The organism is Chryseobacterium sp. MEBOG07, assembly GCF_021869745.1.
GTDB lineage: Bacteria > Bacteroidota > Bacteroidia > Flavobacteriales > Weeksellaceae > Chryseobacterium > Chryseobacterium viscerum.
Genome location: NZ_CP084579.1, coordinates 3,831,777 through 3,845,418, shown reverse-complemented (window position 1 = coordinate 3,845,418; position 13,642 = coordinate 3,831,777). Strand labels below are relative to the sequence as shown.

General features: G+C 36.9%; 9 protein-coding genes. 3 read left to right on the top strand and 6 right to left on the bottom strand.

Annotated features, from left to right (window positions below):
* The first annotated feature begins 11 nt into the window (after positions 1-11).
* Positions 12-1,274 carry a threonine ammonia-lyase gene (gene ilvA, locus LF886_RS17615; protein WP_236850918.1) on the top strand — a complete coding sequence of 421 codons (1,263 nt, stop codon included), beginning with the start codon at positions 12-14 and terminating at the stop codon, positions 1,272-1,274.
* Between the two features lie 238 nt (positions 1,275-1,512).
* On the opposite strand, the gene LF886_RS17610 is transcribed toward ilvA, so the two are convergent.
* The 6 genes from LF886_RS17610 to alaS form a co-directional block, all read right to left on the bottom strand.
* Complete coding sequence (locus tag LF886_RS17610) at positions 1,513-2,982, bottom strand: M20/M25/M40 family metallo-hydrolase (protein WP_236850916.1); 1,470 nt, start codon at positions 2,980-2,982, stop codon at positions 1,513-1,515.
* A 7-nt stretch (positions 2,983-2,989) separates the two neighbouring features.
* Positions 2,990-3,226: a hypothetical protein gene (locus LF886_RS17605; protein WP_124530391.1), complete on the bottom strand. Its 237-nt coding sequence runs from the start codon at positions 3,224-3,226 to the stop codon at positions 2,990-2,992.
* A gap of 76 nt (positions 3,227-3,302) precedes the next feature.
* Positions 3,303-5,702, bottom strand: a complete 2,400-nt coding sequence (locus LF886_RS17600; RefSeq protein WP_236850914.1) for a hypothetical protein — start codon at positions 5,700-5,702, stop codon at positions 3,303-3,305.
* Positions 5,703-5,936: 234 nt separating this feature from the next.
* The gene (locus LF886_RS17595) at positions 5,937-7,751 is read right to left on the bottom strand and encodes a cytochrome-c peroxidase (RefSeq protein ID WP_236850912.1); all 1,815 of its coding nucleotides are present in this window, start codon (positions 7,749-7,751) and stop codon (positions 5,937-5,939) included.
* 65 nt (positions 7,752-7,816) lie between these two features.
* Positions 7,817-9,295, bottom strand: coding sequence for a PhoX family protein (locus LF886_RS17590; protein ID WP_236850910.1), 1,479 nt, complete (start codon positions 9,293-9,295; stop codon positions 7,817-7,819).
* A 619-nt stretch (positions 9,296-9,914) separates the two neighbouring features.
* The gene (alaS, locus tag LF886_RS17585; protein ID WP_236850908.1) at positions 9,915-12,518 is read right to left on the bottom strand and encodes an alanine--tRNA ligase; all 2,604 of its coding nucleotides are present in this window, start codon (positions 12,516-12,518) and stop codon (positions 9,915-9,917) included.
* 262 nt (positions 12,519-12,780) lie between these two features.
* Between alaS and LF886_RS17580 the strand changes: the two genes are divergently transcribed.
* Both LF886_RS17580 and LF886_RS17575 read left to right on the top strand, forming a co-directional pair.
* Positions 12,781-13,335 carry a sigma-70 family RNA polymerase sigma factor gene (locus LF886_RS17580; protein ID WP_109738842.1) on the top strand — a complete coding sequence of 185 codons (555 nt, stop codon included), beginning with the start codon at positions 12,781-12,783 and terminating at the stop codon, positions 13,333-13,335.
* Positions 13,336-13,341: 6 nt separating this feature from the next.
* Complete coding sequence (locus tag LF886_RS17575; protein WP_236850906.1) at positions 13,342-13,611, top strand: hypothetical protein; 270 nt, start codon at positions 13,342-13,344, stop codon at positions 13,609-13,611.
* Positions 13,612-13,642 lie beyond the last annotated feature (31 nt).

The following is a 13,642-nucleotide window of genomic DNA, read 5'->3' as shown; positions in this document are numbered from 1 at the left end:
TAACTATAAAGATGATGAAAGAAGGAATAGCTTCCTCCGTTTTAGAGAATGTCTATAAAGCGGAGGAACGATTAAAAGATGTAGTGGTAAAAACACCTTTGGCTGTCAATAATAACCTGTCAGCTATTTATGAGGCGAATATTAGTTTTAAAAGAGAAGACCTTCAAAGAGTAAGATCCTATAAAATCAGGGGAGCCTACAATAAGATGGCAACCATGTCACAGGAAGAACTTTCAAAAGGAGTCGTGTGTGCCAGTGCCGGAAATCATGCACAGGGAGTTGCTTTTGCGTGTCATACGATGAAGGTGAAAGGAACTATTTTTATGCCTTTGCCTACCCCCGGACAAAAACTTGAACAGGTGAAAATGTTCGGAGGAGAATACATAGATGTCATTCTGTATGGAGATACATTTGATGCAGCGAAAGATGCAGCGAAGAGTTTTTGCAAAGACCATAACAGTGCATTTATTCATCCTTTTGATGATCCCGCGATTATTGAAGGACAGGCAACAACGGCACTGGAAATTCTGGAGCAAACGGAAGGTGTTATCGATTATCTTTTTGTTCCGATTGGAGGAGGAGGTCTGGCAGCGGGCATTTGTTCTGTATTTCAACATCTGTCACCACAGACAAAGATTATTGGAGTAGAACCTTCAGCGGCAGCAAGTATGAAAAAAGCACTGGAAAAAGGGAAGCCTGTACTTCTTGAAAAGATAAGCCGGTTTGTAGATGGAGCAGCTGTACAGCAAGTGGGAGATCTCACTTTTGAACGCTGCAAAGATATCTTGTATGATATGGCTACCGTAGAGGAAGGACTTGTTTGTCAAACTATTTTGTCATTGTATAATAAAGATGCTATTGTGGTAGAACCTGCAGGAGCCCTTTCGGTAGCAGCATTGGAAAAGTACAGAGACGAAATAAAAGGTAAAAATGTAGTCTGTATTATCAGCGGAAGCAATAATGATATTACCCGTATGGAGGAAATCAAGGAAAAAGCGTTGCTGTATGCAGGATTGAAACACTATTTCCTGGTGAGATTTCCACAGCGCCCCGGAGCATTGAAAACGTTTGTGATAGATGTGCTGGGACCTGATGATGACATTACCTACTTTGAGTACACCCAAAAAAACTCAAAAGAAAAAGGAATTGCAGTCGTGGGAATTGCTCTCAAACAAAACAAAGATTTTACCCCTTTGATTGATAAAATGAAGCAAAATGATTTTTTTGTCAACTATCTGAATAATGATCCTTCGCTGATGAATTTGCTTATTTAAATTTTTTTAAACCATTAAGGACGATTAAGTTTTAAAGAATAATTAAGGAAAATATCTTTCGATATTTATTAAGCAGAATGCTTCATTCAAATTAATTTGAATCTTAACTTTCCTTAAACACTAAATTCTTCTTAATGGTTCCAAATCATATTCTATAGTAAAATATTTCGTTTTCAAACAGATTCTAAAAACACAATGATGAAAAAAGCTTCACAATCTGTGAAGCTTTTTTTATTTTTTATCTTTCCAGCGAAAAATTTGAAATTACTTTCGGGCGTTCAGCTTCATTAGCTACTTTCCAGGATGTTCTGTACATCCATTCGGTCATTTTATAAAGCTTTTTGTAGTTGATATTTTCAGATTCATCTTGTGGAGTATGGTACTGATCATGCAGTACACTCGTGAAAAATATAGCAGGAATCCCGATTTTAGCATAAGGAAGATGATCACTTCTAAAATAGAAATACTCAGCATGGCTCGGAGAATCCCAATCTTTCAGGTATTTGAATTTTGTACTCTCATTATTGGCTTCCTCAGCCATTTTTACCAATTCTTCAGAATTTTTATGAGGAGCATTTCCTCCTAATAAAGCCGCTTCATTATTATCATTTCTTCCGATCATATCACCGTTCAGAACCGCTACAATCTTCTCTTTAGGAACAACAGGGTGGGCTGCATGCCATCTTGAACCCAGTAGTCCTCTTTCTTCAGCCCCATGGAAAACAAACAAAATACTTCTTTTTCCCGGCTGTTTCTTATAAGCTCTGGCCATTGCCAACATCGCAACACACGTACTAGCATTATCATCAGCACCGTTGTAGATCGTGTCATTTTTTACAGGATGTCTGATGCCGTCATGATCCTGGTGTCCGCTTAGCAAAACATACTCGTTTTTAAGAATCGGATCTGTCCCTTCTATCTTTCCGATGATATTAATTGATGGATATTTGTAAGATTCAGTGATCAGATTCAGAGAAGCTTTAGGATTGTTTTTTACCCAGCCGGCATTTTCTCTTTTGATCCACAAAACAGGAATGTTATTGGTGATTTTTTCTCTCAGTCCTTCCACTCCGTAGCTTCCTCTGGTCATTTGAGGGAGTATTTCTACCCAGCTTTGCTCAGAAATATCATCGGTAATGAAGATAATGGCTTTAGCTCCCAGTTCAGAAGCTTTATTGTAATATTTATTTCTTACAAATCCGGGATATCTCCTTACAAAAAGGGTCATGTCTTTGGAAATGTTTTTATCAGAAGCATTTACGGCAAGAACCTTCCCTTTGATATTCAATTTTGCAAGATCTTCAGGTTCTGCGTTTCCTGCATACACAATTTCAGCATCTACAGCTGCATTTACAGGCTCTGCAACGAGGAAGTCTTTCCATAGTTTCAGGCTGTTGTCTCCAATTTTCAGACTGCTTTGTGGAATAATCTGATGCCTGTACATATCAAAAAACTGGAAAAAAGTTCCATTATCGCCGGCAGGTTTCATTCCGGCTTCTTTTGCTTTGTCAGCAAGCCACATAGAAACTTTTAATTCGTCCAGAGTTCCGGCTTCACGACCCCAAAATTGGTCTGCAGCAAGCTGATACATATCGGTACGAAGATCAGACTGTTTGATGGCAGAGACCAAAGGTTTTTTATAATTCTGAGCGTTTCCAAAGGCAAATAAGAAAAGGCCCAGCAGAGAAAAAACATAATTTTTATTCATAGGAACCTTAATTGAAGTTAGTTAATTTCTCTGAAAACTGTTTTGAAAATTCCTTTCTGTCTTCTTCCAGTTTTTCCAGATTAGAAGGCAAAAAATAATTGAAAAGGATCTTGTCTTCATTGTCTAAAAAGATAATTTCCTTTTCATTTCCATCGATCATCTGTGAGAAAATGTCCCACATTGGAGTGTCTTTTAATTTTAATAATTCAAAAAACTGTTCTGCTTTGATTTCGATTTTCTGCATGTTCTTTTTTTATATAGTATCGTTGAATATTTCTGAATTCTGATTCAAAAATAAAGATTTTGTATTTCACTGACGATTAAAACTCGAGAAACTTCAGCTTAAACTGGATGGCAAAATTTTCTTTAAAATGAGGCGTTGCATAGTAACCCACTCTGTAGAATAAGCCCAGATTAAAATAACTGGAAAGGAAATTGTTCCATTCCAAACCGACTTCCTGATACAGGTGATCCAGCTTTCTGAACTTAAACTGGTGGTATTCCGGGTGCTTCATATCCCCGATAGTTCCTCTTAAGACAAAATCAAAACTGGAAACATTGTGTCCAAAACTTTTGAAATACCAAGGCAGTTTGTGCGTGAAATAATACGCTACGAATCTGTCATTATAGTATTTTCCACCTTCCAGTGTTGCAAACCCAAGGTAAGAAGTAAGGTTAAAATTAAAGTCTTTACCAGGAGAAGCTAGTCCGTTCATCGTAAAGTTTTTCCAGATAGGCGCTCCACCCAGAACAGCACCTCCATACAATCTGAAACCGGTAGTTCCGATCGGTGTTTTGAAATTATGAACAAAAAGTGCATCAAAACGGGAGTAATTAAAATCTCCCTGCAGCATTTTGTAACTCTGCTCATAATTAAAATACAGCTCAGGATATTTCTGATCGATCAGAGATTTTCCCTGTGGAGTCATAATATTGGTAGAATTCGGAGAATATTTTAAGGTAAAAAGAGTATTGAAATTTCGGTAAGAAGTTCCTCTGTCTCTGAACTGATAATCAAATTCTGCGGCCTCTGTATTTCTTCGTACGGCGAGGGCAAGGGTAAGACCGTTTGTGACATCATTCAGGTAAGATAATGACATTCCTTTAAAGTGAAAATATTTGTCATTGTTTAGATTATTCCCGAAGTTCATCGTTCTCATTTTGAAATTCCAAAGCTTTCGGTTAAACTCTCCGGATGCTGTTACATCATCGTATACCTCAAATCTGAAAAATGAATTTTTCTCCAGTGTCGTTTTCATATCAAGCCCCATCCCGTATTTCCATTTTCTGTCTTTCACACCATAAGCAAAATAATAGTCCGGTGAAAAATAAGGATTGAAATTTTCATTCAGTTTGGCTTTTAAACCTAATCTGAATCCTTCGTATGAGTTAAAATTGACAATTTCATCCACAGCGATGTCTACAGAACCCATTCTGATCTGCCCGTTCAGCAGTCCGGATAAGATCTGTGCTTTGCTGTCGATTTTATATTTTTTACCTAAACTGTCGATTGTTTTATAGGTATTCTGTTCCCTGTCCGTAAGAGGATCCGTTCTGTATTGATCCAGAGAATGACCATCAATGTTTTTTACAGAGAAAGTATAGCCTTTGAAATCTTTGGCATTCTCTTCAATTGGAGCCTCGAAATCAAAATATTTAGAGGTAAGAAATGCATAGGTTCCAAAGCTCCTTTTATCTTTCTTATCGTCAGAATGCTGTTTGTCATCCATCGCCATTTTACCCATTTTAAGCTTGGCTTTTTCGTGGGCAAGAAACCATTTGTTATTGTAGAAAACCCAGGTACTGGTAATGATTCCTTCGTTTTTGCTTTTACTGAAATTTTCAATTTTTTTTACTCCGTAGGTTTCAGTATCTACATAAATGGCACCGTTATATTTTCGCTTTCTGTCTGGTTTTTTGTAATTCACTTCACGGAAACGGATCACAAAGTTTTTTCTTCCGTCCAGTGTCACTGTATCTGAAAGAAAGAATCGGTAAAGACCTCTGTTTTCCGGCTTCAATTGTTCGGGAACAACATCTCTGTTACTTTGCTGAAGTGCGATCATTTCATAGATAGGCTGCCTTAGACCAGAGATTCTGTTGTCAAGAATATTGATCTTCTCACCATACTTTTTGGAATATAAAAACTCCTGCGCCCTTTCCCAAAGGAAGAGTTTGCTTTTTGAAAATATTTTTCTTGCATTGATGTTATTCAGTGAGTCTTTTTCCCTTTTTTTCTTGAAAATGTTTAAATCATTGAAATACTGATTAAACTGGGAAAGGCTATCCTCATCTATATCCAGAGATATTTTTTCGTAGGATTTATAGGAGTAGGACCCTAAGCTTTTCGGGGAGTTTTCTTTAAATAGTTTATTTACTTTTTTAAGAATTTCCAACGCTCTGGGATCACTTTTATCTTCAATCACTACAGCTTCAATGTCGGTGGTTTTTGATGTTTTTTTGAGCAGGGAAACTTCTATACTGCTCTCTACGGTAACGCTTTCTTTCTGATAAGTATCGGCTTCAATATCTATGTTTTTGCAACCCGTTTTGAATTCCAGAACGCCTTGTTCATTGGTATATCCAATAAGCGTGTTGTCACAGGATACCTTAGCATTAAAGACAGGTTTTTGACTGGCGTCATCTACAACCTTAATTTTTGATTGTGAGTACGCCAAAAAGCTGATCAGAAAAAATAATAACAGTAAGCCCCTTTTCATGTATAAAAACTATGCCAAAATTAATGATATTTATTGTTCTGGAAAAGTTTTTAACAGAGTATAACATTGATTTAATCTAATGTTTGTATATACTCTTTCCTGAGAAAATTGAATGTCTGATTGTCTCAGATAGTCTTTCTGAATTTCTAGAAGATTTCCAATAAAAAAACTCCTGAACAGATGAGGTTCAGGAATTTTAATTGTTTATTGTAGTTTTTGTGTTTCTGAAAGGTTTTATCGATCATCCAAAGCCTTCATAAATTCAATAATATCATCTATTTCTTTATCGCTAAGCTGTAGCGGAGCATCAGAAAGTGTCTGGTTTTCTACTTTAAATCCAAAAGCTTTTCCACCCCCTTTATTATAAAAATTCATCACCTCTTTTAACGTTTTATATCCTCCATTGTGCATATAAGGTGCTGTTTTATTACTATTTCTAAGCGTTGGAGTTTTGAAAGAATGCTGTAATGAAGGAACGGTCTCATGAAACTTTCCTCTTCCCAGATCATTGTCAAACGTTTTATTCTCTCCGTTCACAGCCACTCCCAACACTTCCTGTTCTGTTTTCTTGAAATTAGGAGGAACGGTACCATTGAATAAAGGTAGGAAATGGCATATTGCACACTGAGCTTTTCCAACAAAAAGATTGAACCCGCGCTTTTGGCTTTCCGTCATTGCCGACTTATTTCCTCTCATATATTCATCAAAATCTGAATTGAATTTTGCCAGAGAACGGATGTAGCTCGCCAGTACATTCTGAAGCTGCCATACCTCCGTTTTTTGAGAATGATAGATCTTTTTAAAAGCTGCCTGATAATTTTTATCCTGATTGATTTTGGCAAGAATGACATTCAGGTCGCCATGCATTTCTTCTTTGTTGGAAATCACATCTGAGCTCTGTCCTTCCAGATCATCCTTCCGCATATCCCAAAACTGACCATGCTGATATCCTGCATAGTTGAGAGAAGGTGAATTTCTGGTAAGTTCTGAGTTTTCAAGGGACATCGATTTGGCAAGACCATCAGTAAATGCTTTCTCAGGAATATGACACGTTGCACAGCTTCGGTTGTTGCTGTTGGATAGTATCTTATCATTAAAAAGCTGATGGCCAAGAGCGGCTTTTTCTTCAGAGAATGCATATTCTTTTCCTGGAGTAAAAGCGTTAGGATTAAAAGCATTTTTAGCAAAAAAAGTAGCTGCATTTTTGTTTAAGGCAGTCGTTACCTCAACATCCGGAATTTTCTCCTGATTTTTAAAATCCAGCATCAAAGCAGTGATTTTATTCAGATGATCAGGGATAAAATTGACATAATCAAATGTATTTTTGTCTGTGTTTTTTTTCAATACTTCAATCGCCGAATTGATTTCAGTAATAATGCTTTTTAATGCTTTATCTTTCGACCGGTCAGTAGAGATTTGTTCTAATGTTTCTTTAATACCCTCCAGAGAAGAAGGCATTTCTTGTAAAAAAACTCCCGAAACAGGAGTGTCAAAACCTGAAATTCCTAAGCTGGAAATCCTGAAAGCTTCCTGTCTCAACGCATCAAATACCTGATCTTTGCTTACAGTAATGACCTGAAAGTTGGTTGCTATGGTGTTGCTTTTGTTGATAAGCTTATTAAGCATTCTGATCACTTCATCTTTATTCCCTTTATCATAAGGATAAAACATTTCTTCCAAAACCTGCAGTCCTTCCGGTTCTATTTCGGTATGCTCATCCATTTCTATTTCAGGAAGGGCAGGACCATTGATAAATCTTGCAGAGTGCGGCAGGAAGTATTCTACCGCCCATTCCATTTTTTTGTATGTTTTTCTGATATCCTGAAATTTCTCCTGAAGAAGTTTTTCCTCAGAATTTTTAGAAACAAGGGCTTTCAGTTCATTGATCTGTTTTTCAAAATCAGCATTGGTTTTGATAATCCTGTTTTTTACAGAACCAAGATCTTCGTACACTGGTTGCTGCTTATCATTTTTACAATAATAGAGCGTAAAAAGTGCTGCCGCACAGTATAACAAAAGGAGTATCGGGTATTTTGAAAGTTTATGCATAGGTATGAAAAAGTATCAACAGAAAATTTCTATTGATACTTTAATTTGATATGAAGGAATTAAAACTATTTTTCTACGTTTCTGATGATTACAATCTGTCCACCTTCTTTATTGGTGTTGACTCCGGAACCGTCAGGGTTTTTAAATTTATCTAACTGCCAAGTATGAGAATGGATATTGACAGTAAAAGTATTTGGAATCCCGATGATATCGGAAATATCAACCATTGCCCCGAATTCCCAAGAACCAAATTTCTGAAGATCTCCAGATTGGTTGTAAGCCGTCTGCCATGCAGAATCGTTTCTGTTATGCTTCATGTTCAGCCATGGTTTATATTGTTTTGTAGCAATATTCAGCTGCCAGATGTAAGAATCATGGTTGGCGTTTTTGTAATAAGAATCACCGTCTTCCTGGATGTACACGAAGTTTTCAGTAACACATAAGTTATCAGGATTGATAAGATTGTTTCCAGGGTTAGAATCTCCTTCAGCAACAACTTCCAATTTTCCTGTCAGCATATTACTGGAGTTAAGAACAAGTTTGTAAACTCGTCCCCACATCGTTAATCCTGCTTTTGGGTTCATTCCGTCTGAAGATTCTCCGGTAGCGGTAAAGTAGATTTCTCTTCCTTTTCCTGCTCCTTTTCTGTAATCTACATCTTCTATTCTTGAAAAACGGATTGCATTATTATCAATGTTTTTCTGGTTAATCTGAGCTCCCGTAAGGTTTTTGGCGTTAGGGATTTCAACAAACTCTACATCGTAGCTGCTTCCCTTTGTCATATCAGTTTCAGTATAGTTACTGTTGGTTCTTTTTAAAGAATACAATTTTCCATTATCCAGATCCCCTTGTGTATCGGCTACATACATGATCAACTGTCCTGCTGACTGGTGAGAAGAAGAATAAGACTGATCTTCCCCAATGATGATATAAGATTTTCCATTGGAAACGTCTTTAGGAAGTGGAACGGCATTTTCCATGGAAGCTTTTCCTAAAGCTGGTTTTACTCTTGTTTTATCTGATGCCTGAGATACTGATGCCAGTGGATTCAAAGCATGAACCATACTTTCTTCCCCCGATTCCCCCGCTGTAAGGAAGGCGCTGAAACCATGAATCTCTGGTGTTGCTAATGTGGCGGAGCACAATCTTGTCATTCCTCCGGTTCCATTTAAAATATATTCTCCTTTTACAGGCTTAAAAGTTTTATCTAAGTATACTCTTGATACAGACTGTTTGATCTCATGATTGGTGATCATCAGATAGCCATCAGAATTAGGATCTTTCATAATTCCCATCCCATCAGGCTGACCTCCGAAAACGAAATCAGGAGAGCCTGAAAGAATATCAGAACTGGAAATAAGTGTCGTAATATTTAAATTTTCAAAACCAGTCATTCCAAAAACGAAAGCGGGCTCTTTAGAAAAATTTTCAATCTTTATTTTGTCATTGACAGGAGTATTTCCATCCCCGTTATTGTCATCATTACAGCTTTGAAAAGCAATAGCTGCAAGGATCAGGGCTCCAATAGTTTTGTTAATTTTCATAATTATATTTTTTGAATTTCGATTAAGGCAAAACTAAAGGTATAGTGTTAACTAAGTTTTAATAAGACAAAACAAATAGTTTAATATTAGATGGTGGTTTGTTACGATAAGATCAATAATTAGAACGGATATAAATAGAGAGACTTTGATGAATATCTGAGTGATAAGGAATGGTATATTATAAAGCAGAGACGCTAAGGCTTTTATACATCTACTTTTTTCGTTCGCAAATAAAAAAATGCAATCATTTCATAGCTGAGTGTAACGCCTCTACGAACGAAAATATTTAAGATAAATGAATGTTTCTTTGTGATCCTTAGCGTTAAATAAAACATATATCCGGCTTGTATAACCTTTGCTAAATTGTTTTAATCTCCCGCTGATTTCAGTGATTACGCAGATGCTTGTGGAAAAAACCGTGTAATCTGTAAGGAGTATGGATATTACACCTACACTTAGTAAGAATCAATGAAGTTGATTCCCATCTTTGCCTCCTGAAATATAAAATATTAAGCTTTAAACTTTGCGTTAAAAAATAACTATGATCTACGGTAAAAACAAGCCCGGCTGTCTCAGAATTGAGACAGCCGGGCTAAAATTTATAATAGATGTTTCTATTTTAGAGAGTCAAAGCTTTCTGGTAAGCATTTTCTAAGCCTTCAAGGTTTTTACCCCCAGCTGTTGCAAACCCTGGGTTTCCACCGCCACCGCCTTGGATCTCTTTTGCAAGATCTTTTACGATAGCACCAGCCTGATAATCTGCAGCCAGATCATCAGAAACTCCAACGGTAATCATTGGTTTTCCGTCTGCGTCAGAAAGAATAATCGTTACTGAAGCAGGGATTTCTTTCTTCAACTGGAATACGATGTCTTTTACAGAGCCTGCATCCAAAGAAGTTTTCTTTACCAAAAGCTGCTTGTTGCCTTTCTGCTCATAAGCATTCTTCCATTCACCAATTTCTCCTTTTGCTTTTTCTTTTTTAAGAGCATCTACCTCAGCCTTCAATGAAGTGTTTTCTTCGATCAGCTTTTCGATAGATCTTACAACATCTTTAGACTTTAACAGCTGAGAAAGTTCAATGATCTGCTTTTCAAGATTATTGAAATATTCCTCAGATTTATCTCCTGAAATAGCCTCAATTCTTCTGATTCCTGCTGCTGCAGAACCTTCAGAAGTGATCTTGAAATGACCGATTTCGCTGGTGTTTTTTACGTGAGTTCCCCCGCAAAGTTCCTTTGAACTTCCGAATTGGATCATTCTCACACTGTCACCATATTTCTCACCAAACAAAGCCATTGCACCTTTCTCCAGAGCTTCCTGGATCGGAATATTTCTGAATTCCTGTAAAGCAATACTTTCTTTGATCTTTTTGTTTACTTTTTCTTCAATTAATGCTAATTCATCCTCAGTCATTTTGTTGAAATGAGAGAAGTCGAAACGCAGATAATCAGGACCTACATAAGACCCTTTCTGCTCTACGTGAGTTCCTAAAACGTCTCTTAACGCTTCATGCAGAAGGTGAGTCACAGAGTGGTTAGCCTGAGAATTTTTTCTTTCAGAAGCATTTACTTTAGCATAGAAAATAGCGCCTGCATCTTTAGGGAGATCATTGATCAACGAGATAATCAGTCCGTTCTCTTTTTTAGTTTCCAGTACTTCAAAGCTTTCAACAGCATTCTCAAGAACACCTTTATCTCCAACCTGTCCACCCCCTTCAGGATAGAAAGGAGAGCTGCTTAGGACCACCTGATAAAATTCTCCATCTTTGTTTTCTACCTTTCTGTATCTTGTAATATAGGTTTCAGATTCTGTCTGGTCGTATCCTACAAATGTTTCAGGTTTATCTTCAAGATTTACCCAGTCATACACTTTCTGAGCAGAATCTTGCTGAGAACGCTTTCTTTGCTTTTCTCTTTCAGCTTTGAATCCTTCCTCATCAATGGTTAACCCTTTTTCTTCTGCAATAATTCTTGTCAAATCATCTGGGAATCCATAAGTGTCGTACAATTCGAAAACTTCAAGAGTTGGTAAAACTTTTTGATTATCTGCAATGGTTTGTTGAATTAATTTTTCAACTCGGATTAATCCTGTTTCAATCGTATTTAAGAATGAATCTTCTTCACTTTTGATCACTTCAGTTACCAAAGTTCCCTGTTTTTCCAGCTCAGGGAAGAAAGTTCCCATTTGTTCCTGTAAAACAGCAACCAATTTGTAAAGGAAAGGCTCTTTCATGTCTAAGAATCTGTAAGAATAGGAAATTCCTCTTCTCAAAATTCTTCTGATTACATACCCAGCTCCTCCGTTTGAAGGTAGTTGTCCGTCTGCAATAGCAAAAGAAACCGCTCTGATGTGGTCTACAACAACACGGATGGCAATATCTTTTTCGTCTTCTAAAATTCCGGTGTATTTCTTACCTGAAAGTTCTTCAACTTTAGCAATTAAAGGCGTGAAAACGTCTGTGTCATAGTTGGAAGATTTCCCTTGAAGCGCCATACAAAGACGTTCGAAGCCCATTCCTGTATCTACATGCTGTGCAGGAAGTTTTTCCAGAGAACCGTCAGCTTTTCTGTTGAATTCCATGAAAACGAGATTCCAGACTTCCACAACTTGAGGATGATCGTTGTTCACCAATTCAAGTCCTGAAACTTTAGCTTTTTCTTCCGGAGTTCTCAAATCAACATGGATTTCAGAACAAGGTCCGCAAGGTCCGCTTGCCCCCATTTCCCAGAAGTTATCTTTTTTATTTCCGTTGATGATTCTGTCTTCGGAAATTACTGCTTTCCAGTAGTCATAAGCATCCTGATCTCTGTCAAGATTTTCGGAAGCATCACCTTCAAAAATCGTTACATATAAATTATCTTTTGGAATTCCGTATACTTCAGTCAGTAATTCCCAGGCAAAAGCAATAGCCTCTTTTTTGAAGTAATCCCCGAAAGACCAGTTTCCCAGCATTTCAAACATGGTGTGGTGGTAAGTATCTCTACCCACATCATCCAAATCATTATGCTTCCCCGAAACTCTCAGACACTTTTGGGTATCGGCAATTCTAGGGGCGGTAGGAGTTTTGTAGCCAAGGAAAAAATCCTTGAACTGCGTCATTCCGGAGTTGGAAAACATAAGGGTAGGGTCGTCTTTCAGCACAATAGGAGCTGAAGGAACGATTAAGTGCTCCTTACTTTTAAAATAATCTAAAAATTTTTGACGTATCTCTTGTGATGTCATAGTATTGCTTTTGCTTTTTTAAGTATCAAATTTTTGATAAGATGCAAATTTAAGATTTTTAAGCGATTTGTAATAATTTTATACTATGTTTTGAATGGGGCAGGTTTTGATATGGGAGGCAGATTAGAATTTTTTAATTTCTTTTTATGAAACCTATAAAGTTTGCAGTGATTGTAATCAATAATAATCTTTCTAATCTTGCAATTTTCCGTTTAACTTACTACCTTCGTTGTGATCTGAAATAAGACAAAAAATCCTTTCAATGACAAAAGATGAAGAACTGAAAAGCTGGATAGAACAATATTCCGGACCGCTTTTGAAGCGGGCGCTGTATGTACTTTCAAATAAAGAAGATGCGCAGGATGTTGTTCAGGAAGTTTTTCTTTCCGCTTACTCGGCCTATGATTCTTTTGAAGGGAAAAGCCAGGCGCTGACTTGGCTGATGGCAATTCTTAACAGAAAAGTGGCAGATTTTTATCGGAAAAAATATAAATCCGAACCAAACATCAGACTGGACCATTTTTTTGATGAAACCGGATCATGGAAAAATAATGACGTTTTGAATGACTGGAATGTTTCAGGCGAAGGAGATGAACTTTTAGACAGCGCAGATTTTAACAAAACATTGGAGGAATGTATCGAAGAATTGCCCTCCAGATGGAAGATCCTGCTTAAAATGTATTATATAGAAGAAAAAAAAGCTCCGGAAGTAAGTCAGGAATTGAATGTTTCTACGACTAATCTTTGGAAGATTTTGCAAAGAAGCCGGATGCAGCTCAGAGAGTGTCTGGAGTTTAACTGGTTTTCAAAATCATAAGAGACAATGATAAGAAGAATACTACATATCTTATTTTTACCATGCAGTGAAGCTACATTACTGATGGAAAAAAGGAATGCCCAATCCATTTCTGCCAGAGAAAACCGGATGCTTAGCATGCACCTAATGATCTGCAAATGGTGCAGGATGTACAATGAAAAACTTGCCCTTTTGGATAAAGTTTTTAAAAAGACCTTTTCTGAAAAGGATATTGAAATTAATGATTCTGAAATTCAGGACTTTAAAAATAAAATGATCGATAAATTAAATTTCTAAGAAAATTTCTGTCAGGATTTTAAAATTGTTC